The 20594-nt window shown below is 54.5% G+C and carries 22 protein-coding genes; 5 read left to right on the forward strand and 17 right to left on the reverse strand.

Annotation, left to right across the window (positions count from 1 at the left end; genetic code table 11):
- Positions 1-17 precede the first annotated feature (17 nt).
- Positions 18-260, forward strand: a complete 243-nt coding sequence (locus E6P06_RS04210; protein ID WP_043018956.1) for a CopG family transcriptional regulator — start codon at positions 18-20, stop codon at positions 258-260.
- Positions 260-634, forward strand: coding sequence for a type II toxin-antitoxin system VapC family toxin (locus tag E6P06_RS04215; protein WP_003840448.1), 375 nt, complete (start codon positions 260-262; stop codon positions 632-634). The genes E6P06_RS04210 and E6P06_RS04215 overlap by 1 nt, the downstream gene beginning before the upstream one ends.
- A gap of 36 nt (positions 635-670) precedes the next feature.
- Here the strand turns inward: E6P06_RS04215 and fdhE are convergent, their stop codons facing one another.
- The 4 genes from fdhE to fdnG are packed head-to-tail and all read right to left on the reverse strand — an operon-like array spanning position 671 to position 6194.
- Positions 671-1600, reverse strand: coding sequence for a formate dehydrogenase accessory protein FdhE (gene fdhE, locus E6P06_RS04220; protein ID WP_003840450.1), 930 nt, complete (start codon positions 1598-1600; stop codon positions 671-673).
- Positions 1597-2232, reverse strand: coding sequence for a formate dehydrogenase cytochrome b556 subunit (gene fdoI / locus E6P06_RS04225; RefSeq protein WP_003028686.1), 636 nt, complete (start codon positions 2230-2232; stop codon positions 1597-1599). Before fdoI ends, fdhE begins: the two co-directional genes overlap by 4 nt.
- Complete coding sequence (gene fdoH, locus E6P06_RS04230; RefSeq protein WP_003847898.1) at positions 2229-3131, reverse strand: formate dehydrogenase O subunit beta; 903 nt, start codon at positions 3129-3131, stop codon at positions 2229-2231. Before fdoH ends, fdoI begins: the two co-directional genes overlap by 4 nt.
- A 12-nt stretch (positions 3132-3143) precedes the next feature.
- A complete protein-coding gene (gene fdnG, locus E6P06_RS04235) occupies positions 3144-6194 on the reverse strand; it encodes a formate dehydrogenase-N subunit alpha (protein ID WP_139935892.1) in 3051 nt (1016 codons plus the stop codon).
- Between the two features lie 192 nt (positions 6195-6386).
- Here fdnG and fdhD point away from each other — a divergent pair, with 192 nt between their 5' ends.
- Positions 6387-7223, forward strand: a complete 837-nt coding sequence (gene fdhD, locus E6P06_RS04240; protein WP_003847897.1) for a formate dehydrogenase accessory sulfurtransferase FdhD — start codon at positions 6387-6389, stop codon at positions 7221-7223.
- Here the strand turns inward: fdhD and E6P06_RS04245 are convergent.
- Positions 7190-7696, reverse strand: coding sequence for a YgjV family protein (locus tag E6P06_RS04245; RefSeq protein ID WP_003847896.1), 507 nt, complete (start codon positions 7694-7696; stop codon positions 7190-7192). The two genes, fdhD and E6P06_RS04245, sit on opposite strands and share 34 nt — an antisense overlap.
- A 58-nt stretch (positions 7697-7754) precedes the next feature.
- Entirely contained in the window at positions 7755-8276 is a 522-nt protein-coding gene (locus E6P06_RS04250) for a Crp/Fnr family transcriptional regulator (RefSeq protein ID WP_003847894.1), read from the reverse strand.
- A gap of 129 nt (positions 8277-8405) precedes the next feature.
- Here E6P06_RS04250 and E6P06_RS04255 point away from each other — a divergent pair, with 129 nt between their 5' ends.
- Complete coding sequence (locus E6P06_RS04255; protein ID WP_139934968.1) at positions 8406-8618, forward strand: DUF1471 domain-containing protein; 213 nt, start codon at positions 8406-8408, stop codon at positions 8616-8618.
- A gap of 55 nt (positions 8619-8673) precedes the next feature.
- On the opposite strand, the gene E6P06_RS04260 is transcribed toward E6P06_RS04255, so the two are convergent.
- The 6 genes from E6P06_RS04260 to E6P06_RS04285 all read right to left on the reverse strand — a co-directional run bounded on the left by E6P06_RS04260 (position 8674) and on the right by E6P06_RS04285 (position 14546).
- On the reverse strand, positions 8674-10419 hold the full coding sequence (locus E6P06_RS04260) for a putative frv operon regulatory protein (protein WP_003847892.1): 1746 nt from the start codon (positions 10417-10419) through the stop codon (positions 8674-8676).
- Positions 10419-11489: an aminopeptidase gene (locus E6P06_RS04265; protein WP_003847889.1), complete on the reverse strand. Its 1071-nt coding sequence runs from the start codon at positions 11487-11489 to the stop codon at positions 10419-10421. The genes E6P06_RS04260 and E6P06_RS04265 overlap by 1 nt, the downstream gene beginning before the upstream one ends.
- On the reverse strand, positions 11479-12924 hold the full coding sequence (locus E6P06_RS04270; RefSeq protein WP_003847888.1) for a PTS fructose-like transporter subunit IIBC: 1446 nt from the start codon (positions 12922-12924) through the stop codon (positions 11479-11481). The genes E6P06_RS04265 and E6P06_RS04270 overlap by 11 nt, the downstream gene beginning before the upstream one ends.
- Positions 12925-12934: 10 nt before the next feature.
- On the reverse strand, positions 12935-13381 hold the full coding sequence (locus tag E6P06_RS04275; RefSeq protein ID WP_003847887.1) for a PTS fructose transporter subunit IIA: 447 nt from the start codon (positions 13379-13381) through the stop codon (positions 12935-12937).
- Positions 13382-13563: 182 nt separating this feature from the next.
- On the reverse strand, positions 13564-13887 hold the full coding sequence (locus E6P06_RS04280) for an AzlD domain-containing protein (RefSeq protein ID WP_003847885.1): 324 nt from the start codon (positions 13885-13887) through the stop codon (positions 13564-13566).
- A complete protein-coding gene (locus tag E6P06_RS04285; RefSeq protein ID WP_139934969.1) occupies positions 13887-14546 on the reverse strand; it encodes an AzlC family ABC transporter permease in 660 nt (219 codons plus the stop codon). The genes E6P06_RS04280 and E6P06_RS04285 overlap by 1 nt, the downstream gene beginning before the upstream one ends.
- A gap of 101 nt (positions 14547-14647) precedes the next feature.
- Between E6P06_RS04285 and E6P06_RS04290 the strand changes: the two genes are divergently transcribed.
- Entirely contained in the window at positions 14648-15196 is a 549-nt protein-coding gene (locus E6P06_RS04290; RefSeq protein WP_003028726.1) for a helix-turn-helix domain-containing protein, read from the forward strand.
- A gap of 57 nt (positions 15197-15253) precedes the next feature.
- On the opposite strand, the gene rhaM is transcribed toward E6P06_RS04290, so the two are convergent.
- From rhaM to rhaB, 5 genes are all read right to left on the reverse strand, one after another.
- On the reverse strand, positions 15254-15568 hold the full coding sequence (gene rhaM, locus E6P06_RS04295; RefSeq protein ID WP_139934970.1) for an L-rhamnose mutarotase: 315 nt from the start codon (positions 15566-15568) through the stop codon (positions 15254-15256).
- The gene (gene fucO, locus E6P06_RS04300; protein WP_139934971.1) at positions 15565-16713 is read right to left on the reverse strand and encodes a lactaldehyde reductase; all 1149 of its coding nucleotides are present in this window, start codon (positions 16711-16713) and stop codon (positions 15565-15567) included. The genes rhaM and fucO overlap by 4 nt, the downstream gene beginning before the upstream one ends.
- 126 nt (positions 16714-16839) lie before the next feature.
- Positions 16840-17667: a rhamnulose-1-phosphate aldolase gene (gene rhaD, locus E6P06_RS04305; protein WP_086529718.1), complete on the reverse strand. Its 828-nt coding sequence runs from the start codon at positions 17665-17667 to the stop codon at positions 16840-16842.
- A gap of 143 nt (positions 17668-17810) precedes the next feature.
- Positions 17811-19070 (reverse strand): L-rhamnose isomerase, encoded by a 1260-nt coding sequence (gene rhaA, locus E6P06_RS04310; protein ID WP_049002116.1) that lies wholly within the window; start codon positions 19068-19070, stop codon positions 17811-17813.
- Complete coding sequence (rhaB, locus tag E6P06_RS04315) at positions 19067-20536, reverse strand: rhamnulokinase (RefSeq protein WP_054527929.1); 1470 nt, start codon at positions 20534-20536, stop codon at positions 19067-19069. The genes rhaA and rhaB overlap by 4 nt, the downstream gene beginning before the upstream one ends.
- Positions 20537-20594: the final 58 nt, after the last annotated feature.

Consider the following 20594-nt stretch of genomic DNA (forward strand, 5'->3'; position numbering starts at 1 on the left):
TGGAGGTATATATGAGTATGATGGCTGGGATGGATATGGGCAGAATTTTACTCGATTTATCAGATGAAGTGATTAAACGTCTTGATGATCTCAAGGTGCAGCGCAACCTGCCGCGAGCAGAACTTTTACGGGAGGCCGTTGAACAGTATCTTGAGAGGCAGGATCAGGCTGAAACCACAATTTCACGTGCTCTTGGGCTGTGGCAAGGCTGTGAGGAAGATGGTGTTGAATACCAGCGTAAACTCCGTGAGGAATGGTAATGGTCAAAGGATCCGCGCTTTTTGATACCAACATCCTCATTGATCTGTTTAGTGGGAGAAATGAAGCAAAACTAGCGATAGAAACATGGCCGCCGCAGAATGCAATCAGCCTCATTACATGGATGGAGGTGATGGTGGGTGCAAAAAAATACCATCAGGAAGCCCGTACTCGTGTTGCGCTAGGTGCTTTTAACGTGATCGGCGTTTCACAGGATATTGCTGAACGAAGCGTGAGTATCAGACAGGAATTTGGGATGAAATTGCCGGATGCCATTATTTTGGCAACAGCACAGATTCATCGTCTTACGCTGGTTACGCGAAATACTAAGGATTTTGCAGGCCTATCCGGTGTGGTCACACCGTATACATTATAACCCGGGCGACTTACGCCGCCCGGTAGTGCGAAGAACTTACTCCCCTTCACCCGGGAACAGGAACGGGTTGATGGAGCTGCGGGCAAAGCCCTCTTGCTCCATATGCGCGTCCAGCATCAGTGAGGCGAGATCGTCGGCCACGGCTTCGACTTTCGGGTCTTTTTCCTGATAGAGAATCTTCAGGTAAGTCCCGCAGTCGCCGCAGCTTTCAGCTTTGATTGCCGCCTGTTCGTTATCCAGTGACCAGTAGTTCAAATCACGGCTCTGTTCGCAGTTGCTGCACTTCACGCGCACCACGTGCCACTCGGTTTCGCACAGGTTGCAGTGCAGATAACGCAGACCCTGGGTGGTACCGATTTGCACCATGCTGGAAACCGGCATTGAACCACACACCGGGCAGTACTGACGCTGTTCACCGTATTCCGCACGGGCTTTGCCGGGGATCAGGCTTGCCATCTGCGCCCAGTAGAGCGACAGGGCAGCCCAAATGAACGGTGCTTTGTCGCTGCTGACGGAGGCGAAATCAGAGGCAAACAGCGCGCTGGCCATCAGCTCCAGTTCTTGCTCTGAGGCTTTTTCCAGATTCTCGATCACCGCTAACGCGGGACCGCTCATCTCTGGCTTCAGCTCAGCAATCAACGACTGCAGCAGCTTTTGCCAGTGCTTGTCGCGTGGCAGGACGTGGATATCCAGCGGCGGTTTGCCCTGATCGTTCGCTTCTTTGATGCGCGCGGTCAGATCCATCTGCAGCGGATGGTCGTACAGCACCACTTCCTGCGCGTGGGCGATCAGCGCGGCAAAGCGCAGGTAGTCGCCCAGCGGGTTGCTCTCGGCCAGCTCGCGCAGGCGCTCAGCGCGGCGGTTATACAAATTTTTGAGTCTGGGGAATAATAACGGCGGAATCATATCCGCCGTGCGTTTCTCGCTCTTCTCCAGCTCATCTTGCGGGATTATGCGAATACTCATTCAGATGACTTTTCCTGTTTCTGGCGGACTTCACGGTACCAGCGCGGGTGATGTTTCTTCGCCCATGAGCTGGTAACCCATCCTTCCACCATCGCGGTAATGGTGCCTTTCACCCAAAGGGCGGCGTAAATGTGCACCATGATAACCACAATTAGCGCTACTGCGGCAAATGAATGCAGCATTAACGCGAATCGGATCACCGGGATTGAGAAAGCAGGTGCAAAATACGGACGCCAGATGACCACTCCGCTCACCAGCAACAGGACCAGGAAGATAATCGCCGCCCAGAATACGCATTTCTGGCCGAAGTTATAACGTCCCGTGTCACCTACTTCCTCGTTGACGACAATCTTACGAATATTCTTCGCCCAAAAGATATCATCCCGATTGATTAGATTGTGGTGCCAGTAACGGAAAAACATGATGATAAACGAGGCAAACATGATCACGCCGACAAACGGGTGCACAATTCGTGCCAGTTGCGGTGTGCCCATGATGTGCATCAGCCAGTTAAAAGACGGGAAGAGAAAGCCCATCCCGCTCACTGCCGCCAGAATGAAGCAGAAGGCGGTGATCCAGTGGTTGATGCGTTCCGGCGCCGTGTAGCGCACGATGGTGTCACGTCGTTTCATTTGCGCACCTCGTCTTTTTCTTCATGCAGGTTGTCTTCTTCCTCTTCCGTGCGGTTTGGGCCTACACCGACGTAGTGGAAGATACTGGCCGCAAATGTCGCTGCAAAGCCGACGGCTGCGAGAGGTTTCCAGATGCCTTTCCAGAATTTCACGGTGGCGCTGATTTCCGGGTTCTCCGGCAGGCCGTGATACAGATTCGGCTTGTCAGCATGGTGCAATACGTACATGACGTGCGTACCGCCAACGCCTGCCGGATCGTACAGACCCGCGTTTTCGTAACCACGCGTTTTCAGCTCCGCCACACGCTCGCCTGCCAGCGTTTTCATCGACTCTTTAGTACCGAAATGAATCGCGCCGGTTGGGCAGGTTTTCACGCAGGCCGGTTCTTGCCCGACCACGACACGGTCAACGCACAGCGTACATTTGTAGACGCGATTGTCTTCCGGGTTGAGGCGCGGCACGTCGAACGGACAGCCTGCGATACAGTAGCCACAGCCGATGCACTGCTCGGACTGGAAGTCGACGATACCGTTGGCATACTGAATGATTGCGCCTTCAGCCGGACACGCCTTCAGGCAGCCCGGATCGGCACAGTGCATACAGCCATCCTTGCGGATAAGCCACTCCAGTTTGTCGTTCTGTTCCACTTCCGAGAAGCGCATTACCGTCCAGGATTTAGCGGTCAAATCAGCCGGGTTGTCGTACACCCCAACGTTGTTGCCCACTTCATCACGGATGTCGTTCCATTCAGAACACGCCACCTGACACGCTTTACAGCCGATACAGGTGGTGACGTCGATAAGCTTCGCCACCTCTTCCTGATGGTCCCGCGCCTGAGGCGCGGGGGTGAAACCGTTAGTGGCGGAACGACGAATGATGTCTTGCGATTGATAAGCCATAGGTCGTCTCCGTTACACCTTTTCCACGTTCACGAGGAAGGACTTAAATTCCGGCGTCTGCGTGTTCGCATCACCGACGAATGGCGTTAACGTGTTAGCGATAAAGCCTTTTTTCGCCACACCTTCGTAGCCCCAGTGAATCGGAATACCGATGGTGTCGATATCCTGACCGTTGGCCTTCAGCGTGCGAATACGTTTAGTCACCACTGCTTTGGCTTTAATGTAGCCGCGGTTAGAGGAGACTTTGACGGTATCGCCATGAGAGATACCGAGCTTATTCGCCAGCTTCTCGCCAATTTCCACAAACTGTTCCGGCTGTGCGATGGCATTGAGCAGCGCATGCTTGGTCCAGTAGTGGAAGTGCTCGGTCAGACGATAGGTCGTACCGACGTACGGGAATTTATCTGCTTTACCCAGTGCTTCCGCGTCACCTTTAAAGATGCGCGCGGCAGGGTTAGAGATAACGTTCGGGTGCAGCGGGTTAGTCCCCAGCGGCGTTTCAAACGGCTCGTAGTGTTCCGGGAACGGACCTTCCGCCATCTTATCGATAGCAAACAGGCGTCCCATCCCTTCCGGCTGCATGATGAACGGACCAACGTTGCTGCTAGGTGCGGCGGCGCTGTAGTCCGGAATATCCATCCCGCTCCATTTCGCCCCATCCCATTTCAGGATCTGACGTTTTGGATCCCACGGATTCCCCTGCGGATCAGCGGAAGCGCGGTTATACAGAATGCGTCGGTTGAGCGGCCACGCCCATGCCCAGCCCAGCGTGTTGCCAAGGCCTGATGGGTCGGCGTTATCGCGACGTGCCATCTGGTTGCCTTCCGGCGTCCAGCTACCGGCAAAAATCCAACAGCCGCTGGAAGTGGTGCCGTCGTCACGCAGTTGGGCGAACGAGCTAAGCTGTTGGCCTTTCTTAACGATGACTGCACCTGTTGCCGGGTCGATAATGTCGGCCAACGCTTTACCGTTGCTCTCCATCGCCACTTCTTCCGAAGCCGGTTCGTGTGGTGTGGAGTAGTTCCAGGTCATGCTCAGCACCTGTTCCGGGTTCGCGCCACCCTGCTCGGCATACATCTTGCGCATGCGCAGGAAGATACCGGCGAGGATTTCACCATCGGTAACGGCAATCCCCGGGGCATCCGCGCCTTTCCAGTGCCACTGCAGCCAGCGACCGGAGTTAACGATAGAACCGTTCTCTTCGGCGAAGCAGGTGGACGGCAGACGGAATACTTCGGTCTGGATTTTCGACGGGTCAACATCGTTCGACTCACCGTGGTTCTGCCAGAAGGTAGACGTTTCGGTGTTGAGCGGGTCGATGGTGACCAGGAATTTCAGTTTGGACAGTGAAGCCACGACCTTGTTTTTATTCGGGAATGACGCGACTGGGTTAAAGCCCTGGCAGATATAGCCATTCACTTTGCCCTGGTTCATCATCTCGAAGTACTGCAGCACGTCGTACCCTTTATCCCACTTCGGCAGCAAGTCGAAGCCCCAGCTGTTTTCCGCTGTCGCTTTATCGCCAAAGAAGGCTTTCATCATTGAGACGAAGAATTTCGGGTAGTTGCCCCAGTAGTTCACCTGACCTTCCAGCAACGGTTTTGGCGTGTTGGCGGCAAGGTAGGTTTGCAGGTCAGTCTGTTTTTCGCTCGGCAGCGTCATATAGCCCGGCAGGCTTTGTGACAGCAGGCCTAAGTCGGTCAGACCCTGAATGTTGGAGTGACCGCGCAGGGCGTTAACACCGCCGCCGGCCATCCCCATGTTGCCAAGCAGCAACTGGATCATCGCCATGGTACGGATGTTCTGCGCACCTACGGAGTGTTGTGTCCAGCCAAGGGCGTACAGGAACGACGCGGTTTTATCTTTGGCACTGGTTTCTGCGATGTACTCACAGACCTTCAGGAAGTCAGCCTTTGGCGTACCGCAGATATTTTCTACAACATCCGGCGTGTAGCGGGAGACGTGCTGTTTCAGCAGGTTCCACACGCAGCGCGGGTGTTGCAGGGTGACATCGCGTTTGGCGAAGCCTTTTTCATCCAGCTCGTAGTTCCAGCTGGTTTTGTCATACTTGCGTTTGTCCGCGTCGTAGCCAGTGAACAGGCCATCTTCGAAACCGTAATCCTCACGCACGATCAGGCTGGCGTTGGTATAGGCCTCAGTGTATTCGCGGTTGAATTTTTCGTTGTTCAGCAGGTACAGCAAGACGCCTGACAGGAAAGCAATGTCAGTACCGGAACGAATCGGCGCATAGAAATCAGCCACCGCTGCGGTTCGCGTAAAGCGCGGATCGATCACAATCAGCTTCGCGCCGTTGTGAATTTTAGCTTCCATCGCCCAGCGGAATCCGACCGGGTGGGCTTCAGCGGCGTTACCGCCCATCACCACAACGAGGTTGGCGTTTTTAATGTCGACCCAGTGGTTGGTCATCGCACCGCGACCAAATGTTGGAGCAAGACTTGCTACCGTTGGTCCGTGTCAGACGCGTGCCTGGTTGTCGACCGCGAGCATACCGAGCGCGCGGGAGAATTTTTGCGTTAAATAGCCGGTTTCGTTACTGGAAGCGGAAGCACACAGCATCCCAGTGGAAAGCCAGCGGTTAACGGTTACGCCTTCGGCGTTTTGTGCAACGTAGTTTGCGTCGCGGTCTTCTTTCATCAGCTTAGCGATGCGGTCAAATGCCTCATCCCAGCTAATCTGTTGCCACTTATCAGAGCCTGGTGCGCGGTATTCCGGGAATTTCAGGCGACTTTCGGAGTGGATGAAGTCCACAAGTCCTGCCCCTTTCGGGCACAACGCGCCACGGTTCACCGGGTGATCCGGGTCCCCTTCGATATGGAAGATGGATGCTTTGGCGTTTTTTGCTCCGTCACCGAGACTGTACATTAACAGTCCACAGCCAACGGAACAGTAAGTGCAGGTGTTACGGGTTTCGCGGGTACGCAGCAGTTTATATTGCCGTGTTTCCGCGAGCGCTACGCCGGGTGCAAAACCCAGTGCCGCTGCCGTGGTGCCTGCCATACCGCCAGCGCAGATCTTAAAGAACTGCCTTCTGCTGACCTGCATGGTTTGCTCCTTTTTCGACATTGTCACGTTCCCTCACTTTTCCGTTACTCGAGCGTGAGGGAAGTGGTTGTTATTTTTCTTTGCGGACGGGACCGCAAAGGTCCAGAATTGGGTGAATTTCCCTCCGTCCAGGAGGGGTTTGTAAAGAATACCACAATGTTGGTATGCGTGTTCCAATATGGTTAAAAGAAAGTGAATAAGATTATTCGAGAAAACATCAAAAATGTGACGACTTTGACAGGATCGCGCCAGTTGACCCTCTGGAAACGCGAGGATTTGCAACATCCTCAGCCGGATGTCGTCGCTGAAGAAGTACCGGTTGCGCTGGTTTACAACGGGATTTCGCACGTGGTAATGATGGCGTCACCGAAAGATCTTGAGCACTTTGCGATGGGCTTTTCACTTTCTGAAGGCATTATTGAGCGCCCGCAGGATATCTACGCAATGGAAGTGGTTCCTTCCTGTAACGGATTAGAAGTGCAGGTTGAGCTGTCCAGTCGTCGATTTATGGGGCTGAAGGAGCGTCGTCGCGCGCTGGCCGGTCGCACCGGTTGCGGCGTTTGTGGCGTGGAGCAGCTCAATGACATTGGCAAGCCAGTCCAGCCGCTGCCGTTTACCCAGACATTCGATCTGACGAATCTCGATCACGCTTTACGCCATCTCAATGATTTTCAACCCGTGGGGCAACTGACAGGCTGCACGCACGCGGCTGCCTGGGTACAGCCGTCAGGTCATCTGGCGGGCGGGCATGAAGATGTTGGGCGTCATGTTGCGCTGGATAAACTGCTGGGGCGACGCGCAATCGAAGGGGAAACCTGGCAACAGGGCGCGGTAATAGTCTCCAGCCGCGCCAGCTACGAGATGGTGCAGAAGTCGGCGATGTGCGGCGTGGAGGTCCTGTTTGCTGTTTCTGCGGCGACAACGCTGGCGGTAGAAGTTGCCGAGCGCTGCAACCTGACGCTGGTGGGCTTTTGCAAACCGGGCAGGGCGACGATTTATACGCATCCACAGCGTCTGGTCGCGCAGTGACGCCACCAGGCGGCCATAATACTGCCTGAAAATGCTAGTTCCATGATTACGGCAACCGGCGAGCCAACAATCACATTGTTCAGTAGCCAACACAGGCTTCCGCACAATGTGTATCCCCGTAATTTTCCGCTGCGTTTTTGAAACGACGCAAAAGTCATCAACAGGCTTCCCATCAGCGGCAAAATACTCGACAGATTTTGCCAAAGATAAATGCTACACAGCAGCGATCCCAGCATATATCCCCACATCACCCAGCGGTGAAACGTGATGATGGCCGTCGCATAGCGGCAAGCGGCAATGATCATTAGCCCAGCCGCAGCGTGTTGATCCAAAAGATAGAAATGGATAGCTAACAGGGAAGTAGAGCCGGTGAGCAGCGTTAAAGTGATAGCCCGGCGTTGAAAATGAAAAGCGGAAATATCCAGTAAGAAGCTGATGCCAGCCAGCATCTGAGAGAGAAGAAATGCGTTCATTGTGGTCGCCATCGATTAAAGAGTGACGGGACAATAATCGACGCATCAACGTAAGGCGTTAACCTTTGTTAAGACGCTGGCGAATACGGGACAGGCTAACGGGGGTAATGCCGATATAGTTGGCGAGATCACGCTGAGTGAGCTGCGACTCCCAGTCCGGGAAGTGTGTTTGTACGTACTGGTAGCGTTGCTCTGGGGTATTGAGCAGCAGCATTTGCTCTTTTTTCTCTTTGTAGATCAATTGCTGGATCAGTAGCTGGGTCTTAATCTCCTGATTTTCCGGTGCATTCAGCAACGCCAAGGGGATTTCAGTGGTTTCTCCAGCGGCGATCATTTGCAGACTGTAATCGGCAGGCGTGTTAGTTAGCCAGTTCAGGTACAGAAAGCAGTATTCTCCGGCAAAGTAGAATTCTTTAACCCTTTCAATGCCGTTGTCCGCGTGATAAACCGCACGAGCAACACCATGATGCAAAAGATGAATTTTACTTTGTGGTTCACCTTGACGAAGTAACCAACTACCTGCCGGTTGCGTTTTTCTACGGCTGCCAGCAAGCCATTGTGATTCCTGATTACGTGACACTTTATCTCTCAAATAATTTGAATAAGACTGGCAAATCCTTCCGCTTTTAGTTGTGCGATGTGAGGGCTATTATTTATCACATCAAGGCACGGTGCCTTACTCAAACAACTAAGTTAAAGGGTTTATATCATGAAAAACATCAAAACTTTTGTCGCAGTTATCGCTCTGGCTACTTCTTTCGGTTCTTTCGCTGCTCAGACAGTTACTGCAACCGGTTCTACGCTGGAAAGTGCTGAAGCAAAAATTGCCGCCCAGGCTGAACGTGCAGGCGCCAGCGATTATAAAATCACTCAGGCTTACACCGGTAACCGCGTGCACATGACTGCTGAACTGCTGAAATAAGATACCTCAGTACTGTCGAAAGAGCGCCCTTGAGGCGCTTTTTTCATTTCTGATATTACTGCCTGAGCAATGCAATAAACGCTTCATATCCGGTCAATCCCGCAATAGTATCAGCCTGATGGCTGCTCAGTACGCTGGATAAATAACTGAAGATTTTTAGTTCATGCCGCGCCTCGGCGGCGGCACAGGCGATCAGGACATGACTGACGGGTTCGTTATTCACCAAAATGGGCTGTGCGAGGGTGATAAAGAAACCGCGGAAACGACGCTCCTGTTCGCTCCAGCAATGAGGAATCGCCAGGCGATTCACTATCAAGTTTTCACCTTCATGCTCCCGGGCGCAAATGCGTAGCGCTTCGTCCTCAGTGATATGGCCCTGGGCCACAAGCTGGCCGCAGATCCGACCGATGATGCTCTGCCAGCTTTCGGCCTTCATATTGGCGTAATGGAAGCAGCCCTGCTGTAAAAAGAAACGTTCGGGCTGCTGGCGGATAAAGGCCGTCGCAAGGAAGTGTTTGATCTGCTCGGTACCCGCTGCGGTGATAATATTCTTGATGGTTAAGGTGTTTTTTAGAGATTCATCAAGCAGATAGTGACTATTGTTGACGATTAACAGCGGGGTGACTTCTTCGCTGATGGCGCTGACTTCACTTGTATTTCGCGCAATGATCACCCGACAATTCAGGACATCCCGCTCAATAGCCTGTTGGTTGATGGTGGCGATAGCATTCTGGTCGGATAATAAAATGACCGGCTGACGCTCGTTTTGATGCCGCTCCAGCGCACAGGCGAAGTAAAGCCCGATGAGATCGCTATCGAACAACGGGATATCCAGTTTTTCGCGCAACAGGGCGATAAAACGCAAACTCAAATCGAAAGCGGCAGGCCAGGTAGACTTCAGGTTATGCATACTGCTCTGGCGATGCTCCGGTACCCAAACCGGGGCAGAGACGCATCTCAACAGGTGGCCAGTAATATTTTCAACCAGTTGGGCATCGATAACGTTCAACGCGGCAATGCCGGGAACGCTTTTTAACAAGCAGGTCACCGCATCGGCCGAGATGGTCATTGCCTGACGTTGCCTGATTTCCAGAAGACCGATCAGGGTTCTGAAAGCGTTTTCGCCAAGGTAGACTCCTCCTTGTTCCACCGCATTTTTCAGTGATATATACCGACACTCCGGCCACGATCCGGTGAGCTGATTACGCAGGGCGTAGACTGCCAGCACCAGACTTGCCAGGTACTCTCCCGAGATGAACGGGAATTCATCAAGTTTTTCACATGCAGTGTTGAGCCTGTCGATGTTGTCTCGGGTAATACCTGGCAGTGGAATTAAGAGTGGATCTTTTTTAAGCAGATTTGCCAGCAGGATTATGCGTTTTTCTTCTGGTTCATCAATGAAATGACCGACGCCCGGGCGGCTGGCAAGACAAAAGGCGCGCTCATAGCGCTGTTTCAAACGCGGGAGACGATCTGCCACCCAGGTTTCAGGTAAATTGAGTGCTGAAGCCAGCTGTACGCGGGGTGTAAAGGTATTAAGCAGAAGAAAGGCCAGCAACCGGTCATCATTATCATGGCGTTGCAGAAGCTGAAAATAACCGCGTCTGTCGACGATATCCAGTTGATAACCCGCGTTGCCGCCAGGCTGAATACGAGCCTTACCGCTGAGGGTAAAATTGAGGTAATCAATATCACGCAGGATGGTTCGACTCGAAACGCCAGTTTGTCGCGCCAGCTCGCCCAACGGACACGGCTGCTGTTCAAGAATATCCACAATTTTTAACTGGCGTTCCGATAACATTAATTCACCTGGAGAAAGTCGGTGAAGGATTTCACTTTTTCTGCCGTCAGCGAGCTCAGCAGCTCGCGCACCAGCGTAAACAGCGCGTCGTAATCTGCTGCGGAAATCATGCCGCTGTTGGCGTGGAGATAGCGTGTCGGCAGGCAGAGTGCCGCCACCGGACGACCCCCTCCCATAACGTTATAGCGTCCGCCGTCCGTCGCCCCGGTTTTCATGGTGCAGAACTGCAAAGGCGCATCGCTGTTTTTGGCACACGCTTTTAACGCGGCGACCAGCTGTTGATTGGGAAAATAGCGCTTATCGAACAGCATCAGGCCAGGGCCATCGCCAAGCTTGAGCGGGTATTTGATGGCGTCGATTCCGGGCACATCGCCCGCAACTGCGGTATCCAGCACTATCACCACGTCGGGCTTGATATGCTCGGCCGAGGTTTGCGCTCCGCGCAGCCCGACCTCTTCTTCCACGCTGCCCACGCCGTACAGGGTAATGTCAGGGTTATCGACGGTTTGTAACAGCTCAGCCATCAGCGCGCAGCCGACGCGGTTATCCAACGCTTTACCGACGATCTTATCTTCGCCCCAGCGAGCGAAATTGGCTTCCGGGCTAATGAAGTCACCGATCGCAATCCCGTATTTTTCTACTTCTTCGTGGCTGTTAGCGCCAATATCGATAAACATCTCGTCAAAGGTCAGCGGCTGCTGTTTCTGCTTTTCCGTCAACGCGTGCGGAGCGACGGAGCCGATAATACCAGGGATTTTAAATCCCTTGCGTGTGCGAATGGTGACCCGGTGGTTCAGCATCGACTGGCTCCACCAACCACCAATGGTGGTGAAGCGCAAAAATCCGCTCTCGTCGATATGCGTGACCATAAAGCCGACTTCATCCATATGGCCGACAACCGCCACCTTCGGCCCGCGGTTGCCTTTGCGGGCGACAAAGCTACCGAGGCCGTCGAAGGTGATTTCATCGACGCTGGATTCCAGCGCGTTAATGAGAAGAGTACGAACTTCCTGTTCATCGCCGCTGACGGCGCTGGCTTCGCATAACTGCTGAAGTAACTCAATGTTCATGGGCAAGCTCCTGCTGCGCGGCTTTACGTTTCAGCCACAACCCTTTCAGGATAATAATTAACGAAATGTTCAGTGCCAGACCGATAGCCAGCACCAGGTAAAATGATCCCGCCGGAGACATCAGGCCAATCAGCGGATCAAAGATACCTAAACCCGGCGCGAGGCGTTTGATTCCAAAGGCGATAACCAGCATGCCGGTAACGCCACCGGAGAGCGTATTGGCGGTAATCATCGGCAGCGGCGCGGCCAGTGCGTAGGGGATGGCCGGCTCGGTAGCGACGGTGGCGCCGACGACAATCGCACTGCTGGCGGCGGCCTTCTCCTGTTGCGTAAACAGTTTAGGCGCTAAATAGGTAGCGATTCCCGCCGCGACGGGCGGCATCAGCGCCACCACGCCGACGATGGCGTACCAGTCATAGATATGTTTTTCCAGCAGTGAGAAGCAGAAGAACCAGGCCGTTTTATTGATTGGCCCGCCCATATCAAATGCCAGCATCGCACCAACGAGGAAGGCCGCGCCCATTTTCATGGATGGAGGAATGGTGTTCAGGAAGTGCAGCAGACCGCCCATGATGTCGGACATCACCGGGCCGATGACGTAGTAAGTCAGTACGCCGAACACCAGTAAAGTGACAAACGGGATCAGCATAGAACCAAGCAGTGGCTGTAGCGCTTTGCCGAGGCGAACCTTGCGAAACCAAAGGACAAAGTAGCCAATTGCCAGCCCGAGTACGACCGCGCCGAGAAATCCTGCGCCGGACTGCGTACCCAGCAGGCCTTTATCGTTCGCCAGATAACACACCAGAAATGCTGGGGCAAAAGCGGGTTTATCGGCAATCGACCAGGCAATATATGCCCCCATAATCGGGATCATAAAGGTAAAGCCCAGATAGCCGATCGATTCAACAATCCAGGTGAACGACGGCGCGCCTTTCGACATATCGGTATAGGGCAAACCGAACTGCACCAGCATATTGGCGATGGCGACCAGAATACCGCCGCCGATAACAAACGGCAGCGCGGCGGAAACGCCCGCCATCAGGTGGCTCATTACGCTACCGTGCTGGACCTCCTGTTTTCCCAGTTTCACGCTGCTATCGGCGGCGAAAAGTTGGGAATGCGTCGGTAACTGCGTAAAAATCAGGTCGATATTTTTTAGCGCCTGGGAAATGGCGATTTCATAGACTTTTTTCCCGGCAAAACGTGCCCGGTCTTCGCCGCTCAGGCCGCGACCGGTGGCCAGAATGACATAATCGGCAGCGGCAATCTCTTCATTGCTCAGGCGGTTTTCGACGCCGCTTGAGCCCTGGGTTTCGACTTTAATCGTGTGGCCGAGCGAGCGCGCTTTTTGCTCCAGCGCCTCTGCCACCATATAAGTGTGGGCGATCCCCGCCGGACAGTTGGTGATCGCCACTAAACGTAAGGATGACTCCATAGCCGCGTCCTTATGAGGTTAAGGTCTGATTAAGCAGGGCGAGCACCTGGCTGGCGTCACCTTGCTTCAGTTGATCGATGAAATCCTGATGAATGATTTTGCGGCACAGGGTGCCGATGATTTTGACCTGATCGTCCTCGCCGGTTTGTGGCACGCCGAGGCAGATCCAGCAGTTGACGTCCTCGCCGTCGCTGGCTTTCCAGTCCACGTTTTCTGACTTGCGCGCGAACAACACAAAGGGCTGCCTGATGCAGGCGCTCTTACCGTGCGGGACGGCAATACCCGAGCCAAAGCCGGTGGAATGCAGCTTTTCGCGCAGCAATAGCGTTTGCAGGAAAATGCTGCGATCGGAGACATAGCCATTCTGAAACGCCATATCTGCCAGTTGCTTGAGGATGGCATACACGCTATTCCCCTGAATATTCAGGTCAATGCAGTTAGCTGTAAGGGTTGTCATGTGGGGGGCTCCGTTAAAACTATTTGATTTGATTCTAACGGCGAGATGGCGAAGAGATGAGCGGCAATATGTCAGCGTGGAATGACAATTTGGGGCCGAGTTAGCGCGTGGTTTTGTGGGGTAAAACACACAACGCTACAGGCGATTACCCTGATGAATATTTCGCCAGGGTAATTATTTTTTTAGTGTATTCCCGCCATCCTTAACAATGCGGTCACCACCGCGGCGGCAACGATCACCACGATTAGCGGCAGCTTGCGCCAGGCGAGAAATACCGCGAAGCCAACCCCAAGAACCCGCGCCATACCGGCAAAGTGTTCGCCTTCGTAAAAGGTGGTCGCCAGCGCAACGGAGAACAGTAGTACCGTTGCGGCGTCGGAAAGCAGCGCCTGCGAGCGTTCCGAGAACGCTAAACGACTCCCAAGCTTCGCTCCGCCTAAACGCATTAAATAGGTTCCCAGAGATAAGATGGCGATACCGACGATAAACAGCGTCATGTTGCCCATTATTTTTTCCTCGTCAGTAAGCCAAACAGTGAGAGCAAAACTGGTAAACCGACCGGCGCAAAGGGGATGGCGGCAAGCGACAACCCGGCACCGCTACAGGCGCGAATCAGTGTGGTGCGGTTTTTAAAGGCCGGGACCACTAAGGCCAATAAAATTGCAGGGAAGACGGCATCCAGACCGATGGTTTCCGGGGCGGGGAGCAGTTTGCCGACGCCCGCGCCGATCAGTGTGCCAACAGGCCAGAAAATAGAGACGCCCAGACCGCACAGCCAATAGGCTGCTTTACGTTGTTCGGGTGTTTTTTGCGACAGGCCGAATACTACGCTTTCGTCGTTCATGATATGACAGCCGAGGAAACTCGCAGCCCGGGAGCCCACAAGATCGCGCACCGTGACGCCAAACGGGATGTGTCGGGCGTTGACCAGTAAACCGGCAGCCGCAGCCGCCAGTGGGTTACCGCCGCTGGCGACGATGCCGATAAACATAAACTCGGATGCACCCGCCAGCACGGTAATTGAGAGCACAAACGGTACCCACAGCGGGAAGCCGTAGGCCATTGCCAGCGAGCCGTATGACATGCCGACTACGCCGACGGCCAGACAGACTAAAAATATTGCTTTTATTGTGTCGCCTTTGAGACTGGAAAAATAATGTTTCATACCATTTTAGCCATATCGAACGAATTTCCATTATAATGAACGCGACCAGTTAATATTACAAGTCGAACGATTCGTTCGATATAAAGAACATGGAGTCGTGAATGACCCAGCCCATCAGTATGATCGCGAAAAGCCTGGTGCGTGAACGTCAGCGCACCGGTTTGTCATTGGCAGAGATTGCCCGTCGCGCAGGGATTGCAAAATCGACACTCTCGCAATTGGAAGCGGGCAATGGCAATCCTAGCCTGGAAACGCTCTGGTCGCTGTGTGTGGCGTTGGATATTCCCTTTGCGCGCCTGCTGGAGCCGCAGGAACAAAAAACGCAGGTGATTCGCCGCGGCGAAGGAACAAAAGTTGTGGCTGAGCAGGCCCACTATCAGGCCATTTTACTGGCCGCCTGCCCACCGGGGGCACGGCGGGATATCTATCTGCTGCTGACGCAGCCGGGCGCGGATCGGATTTCACAGCCGCATCCGCCGGGATCGGTTGAACACATCATCGTGACGCAGGGTAAGGCGATGGTGGGATTGACGGAAGCACCGGAGGAGTTAGGCGAGGGCGACTATATTTGTTACCCCGCTGACCAGGCGCATATCTTTAAAGCGCTGGAGCCTGACACCCAGGCGATTCTGGTTTCTGAGCAGAACTAGCTGTTATGTTGCGTTGTGCCGGATGCGGCGCGTTAGCGCCATATCCGGCCTACAAGACTACTGCAAATAAAACACTTCTTTTAGCTCTGCGCTGACCGGACTGTTGTCTGGGTTGGTCGGCATTACGTCGCGCATATGCTTCCACCAACGTTGGCAAATGTCGGTGCTGGCAACGGCATTCCAGCGTTCTTCGGACTCAATCTCAACGGTGGCGAACAGCAGATTGCGCGTCTGATCGAGATAAATCGCGTAGTGATGGGCGCCATGTTCTTTCAGCACTGTTTCCAGTTCTGGCCAGATGGGGTTATGACGACGCTGGTACTCAACGTGCGCGTCGGCATTCACCTGCATTATAAAGGCCTTGCGAATCATAACGCCTCCAGATACAGCTCGCGGACCTCGTCGCGGCTGGCGGTGCGCGGGTTGCACGGCGCACACGGATCGGCCAACGCTTTATCCAGCCAGCCCTCAATATCCTCTTTCGTCACGCCAAGTGAACTAAAGCCCGTAGGAATACCGACACGCTTGCTGAGTGCACGAATCGCGTTGATGGCCTCCATACTTGCCGCTTCATCGCTCATGTCACGGGTATCGACGCCCATCGCCTGCGCTACGCGGGCAAAGCGCGCCACGGCGTTTGGACGGTTAAAGTTTTCGATTACCGGCAGCAGGATGGCGTTGCAGACGCCGTGTGGCAGATTATGGGTTGCGCCCGGCTGGTGCGCCAGCGCATGCACCAGACCGAGACCAGCGCTGTTAAAGGCCATCCCCGCCAGATACTGACCAAACGCCATTTGCTCACGAGCGTCGAGATTATGACCGTCGTCGACCGCTTTTGGTAGCCACAGGTTGATCAGGCGAATCGCTTCCAGCGCGTTAGCGTCGGTGAGCGGATGCGCACCAACGGAAACATAGGCTTCCACCGCGTGGGTTAAGGCGTCCATACCGGTTGCGGCGGTGACGGATGCCGGGATGTCCAGCATGACGCTGGCGTCATCCACGGCGATATCCGGGATGATATTCGGGTCGATGATCACCTCTTTGACCTTACGAGCAGAGTCGATAATGACCGCGTTGCTGGTCATCTCTGCTGCCGTACCGGCGGTGGTATTGATGGCGACCAGCGGTACACCCGCATTTTTCACTTTGCCTACGCCGGAGTAAGCAGTAGAAGGGCCGGGGTTGGCGGTCAGGATCTTCACCGCTTTAGCGGTATCGATCGGGCTACCGCCACCGAAGGCAATAATGTAGTCACATTCTGCGTTCTGATACGCCGCGAAACCTTTCTGCACCAGGTCTTCCGTCGGGTTTGGAAACACCTCATCAAACAGGTGGTAAGACATCTGATGTTCATCCAGCGCGGCAAACAGGCTATCCAGCAGGCCCAGCTTTACCAGTTGACCATCGGTGACGATCAGCGCTTTGCCCCATTGTTTATTCGCCACGAGGTTCGCCATATCGGCAATCGCGCCGGCGCCATGCAGGCTAATTTTTGGCAGTGCCAACATAAAGCTCATCACTATTCTCCTTAAAAAAATTCCCTGGTGCCCGATGGCGCTACGCTTATCGGGCCTACGGTGAAATGCGCACCGTCATGTAGGCCGAATAAGGCGAAGCTGCATCCGGCGTTGAGTGGGGAGGTATCAGTACAGCTCTATGGCGCTGGCCAGCGGCGTCACGCCGAAGCGTTTGCCAAGTGCGATCAGCTCTTCACGCGTAATGGTCTGCTTCATACCGCCCATCGAATAGATTTTGACTAAAACTTCAGCGGATTTCTCTGCGGTATCGATCAAACCGAACGCTTCGTCGAGGGTGGGTCCACTGCCGAACACGCCGTGGAATGGCCACAGTACCAGCGAGTGTTTCTGCATTTCCTCGGCGGTCGCCTGACCAATTTCATCTGTACCTGGCACCATCCACGGCAGAATGCCAACGCCATCCGGGAACACCACCAGGCACTCGGTGCTGCCTTCCCACAGCTTGCGGGTAATCAGCGCGGTGTTGTTTTCCAGCACGTAGGTCAGAGCAATCAGGTTGGTGGCATGGCAGTGCATGATCACGCGGTCTTTACCGTTCGTCGCTTTAATGCGTTCACAGTGAGAGAGGAAGTGAGCCGGCAGTTCAGAGGTCGGTACGGCCTCGTGAGTCAGGCCCCAGAGGATGTGGTAGCCCGCACCGTCGCTGTCGATTTTCACCACGCCCAAATTGGCTGCTGGATCGAGCTGGACGTTGCGGAAAAATTTCCCCGAACCGGTGACGATAAACGGCGTATTCGCCAGCAGCGGCATCGGCTGACTCAGCGCGATATAGCGTGGTTTTTCGTCGAAATCGGCGCTAAATGGCGCGATATCTGCTTCATCAAGACGCAGCGTCAGATTGCCGCCGTTACGCTCGTCCCAGCCTTTCAGCCACGCATCAGAAGTGGCTTTGATCATCCCCTGGACGAACCAGGAAGTAGTAATGTTTTGCATGTTCGGTGTTCCTGTTTATTGCCCGAACGTTATCGGGTCTTACGTAGGCCGGATAAGCGAAGCACCATCCGGCAATCGTGTTTCATTCATTGCCGGATGGCGACGCGGGGCGTCTTATCCGGCCTACAAGCCTGGCGTCACGGTTAGCTACGTTTGCTCAAAATCTCTTTTTCATAAGTGCGCACGCTGTCCAGCCACTGGCTGCCCGCTGGCGTGTCGTGACGCTGGCAATACATCTCCCAGACGGCCTGCCACGGCAGCGATTTTTGCTCTTCCAGCAGGGCCAGGCGTGCGGTGTAGTCGCCGCTGGCTTCGAGCTGGCGCAGTTGCTCGGTCGGTTCTAACAGCGCGCGCAGCAGGGCTTTTTTCATATTGCGGGTACCGATCACCCACGCGGCGATGCGGTTAATGGAGGCGTCGAAGAAGTCGAGGCCGATGTGTACGCGGTCAAACAGGTTGTGGCGCACGATCTCGCTGGCAATCGCCTGCGTTTCATCATCCAGCAGCACCACGTGATCGCTGTCCCAACGCACTGGACGGCTGACATGCAGCAGCAGGCGCGGCACGTACAGCATGGCGGCGGAGATTTTGTCGGAAATCACTTCGGTCGGATGGAAATGACCCGCATCCAGACACAGCGCCGTCTGGCGACTGGTGGCGTAACCCATGTAGAACTCGTTAGAGCCCACGGTGTAGCTTTCCGCACCGATGCCAAACAGCTTGCTTTCGACGGCATCGATATGGTGCGCCGGGTCGAGTTTCTCGCTGATCACTTCGTCCAGCGCGTCCAGCAGACGCTGGCGCGGCGCTAAACGATCAACAGTGATGTCTTTCATGCCATCCGGGATCCAGATGTTCATCACTGATGGCGTACCCAACTGCTCGCCAAAATACGCCGAGACGCGACGGCTGGCTTTGCAGTGATCGATCCAGAACTGGCGAATGGTGTCATCGGCGTGGGCCAGCGTGAAACCGTCGGCGCTCAGCGGGTGTGAGAAGCAGGATGGGTTGAAATCCAGTCCTAACTGGTTCGTTTTCGCCCACTCCACCCAGTTTTTAAAGTGCTCAGGTTTGATTTGATCGCGGGCAACCGGCGTATCAGATTCCAGATAGATCGCGTGCAAATTCAGACGTTTTGGACCCGGAATCAGGCTCAGCGCCTGCTCCAGATCGGCCCGCAGTTCGGTGGCGTTACGCGCTTTACCCGGATAGTTACCGGTAGCCTGAATACCGCCAGTGAGCGAACCTTCCGGATTTTCGAAACCGGCGACATCATCGCCCTGCCAGCAGTGCATGGAGACCGGCAGACGATCGAGCTGGCGTAAGGCCGCCTCGACATCAATGCCTACCGCGGCGAAACGCAGTTTTGCCAGTTCCCAGGCTTGTTCAAGTTGAGTGGTCATGCGCAAAGCTCCTTTGTCTGTCGTAGTGATTGAAACTGCGCCTGGTAGCGGGCAATTTCACTTTCAGGATTGGGAATGAAGGTGGTCAGTTCGTAGTTAGCGCGCACCACCTGACGGAAATCATCAACGTTGTTCAGCTCGTCCAGCGTCATCAGCTGGATGCCAATATTGCCGAGCGTGGAGGCCTCAATTGGCCCGGACATCACGCGAATACCGCAGGCATCCGCGCACAACTGGTTCAGTAAGGTGTTCTGGCAGCCGCCACCGACAATGTGCAGTTGGCTAAATGCTGCACCACGCAGTTGTGCCAGCTCTTGCAGGATGTCGGCGTACAGCAACGCCAGGCTGTCGAAGATACAGCGCGCCAGTTCGGCGTTTTGCAGGGGTACGGGTTGGCCTGATTCACGGCATGCTGCCTGAATTTCTGCACTCATATCGTCGGGGTTGATAAAGCGATCGTCGTTCGGGTTTATCAGGAACTGGCAGGCCGGCAGCGCTTGCGTTTGGCTGATAAGCGTTGGCAGATCGGAAATCTGGCGCTCTTTTAATACGCGCTGGAGCAGCCACAGCCCCATAATATTTTTCAGGACACGGTAGCGCCCTTCCGCGCCGCCTTCGTTGGTGATATTCGCCGCCAGTGCCGCATCGTTGGTATACGGCGTTCTGCTCTCAAAGCCCATCAGCGACCAGGTCCCGGAAGAGAGATAGGCGCTGTTTTTGTCGGCCAGCGGAGAAGCAATGACCGCGCTGGCCGTGTCGTGACTGGCGACGGCTACGACCGGAATTTGATTTTTCTGCGGGCAAATCCAGTGACCAATTACGTTCCCCGGATGCGTCGGACGACCAAACCAGGCTTTGTCTGCTCCGGTCCACGCCAGCAGAGTGTCATCCCAGTCGTCGGTATTGATATTGACTAACTGGGTGGTGGTGGCATTGGTGTATTCCCAGTTCATTTTGCCGGTCAGGCGAAAGCTGAAGTAGTCGGGGATCAGCAGGGCATGGGCCACCTGCGGGAGCAGTTCTGGCTGTTGTTCAACCAGCGCACGCAACTGATACAGGGTGTTAAAGGGCAGAAACTGAATGCCGCTACGGCGGTAAATTTCACCTTTACCCGGCTGCGCCATCGCTTGCGCCATAATGCCGGTCGTGCGGCTGTCACGGTAAGAGACCGGCAGACCGACACGTCGACCGACGTTATCGATCAGAACGTAATCCACGCCCCAGGTATCAATTCCGATGCTGTCTATCCGAATGCCTTCATCGCAGACTTTTTTCAGGCCAAGACGAATATCGTTTTCCAGGCTGTCGATGTCCCAGGTGTCAAAACCGTCTGTTTTTTGCAGGCAGTTCACGAAGCGGTGGATTTCACGCAGCGTCAGGGTGCGGTGTTCACTGTCGTAACGCGCCAGCATTACGCGCCCACTGGATGCGCCGAGATCGACTGCGACACAATGGCGAAAAGTCATAGCGAGGTCCTTCTGAGTTTTATTGCACTCAGTCTAAGAACCCCAGATAACGCGTACC

The organism is Citrobacter sp. CF971 (genome assembly GCF_006385635.1).
Classification (GTDB): Bacteria; Pseudomonadota; Gammaproteobacteria; order Enterobacterales; family Enterobacteriaceae; genus Citrobacter; species Citrobacter freundii.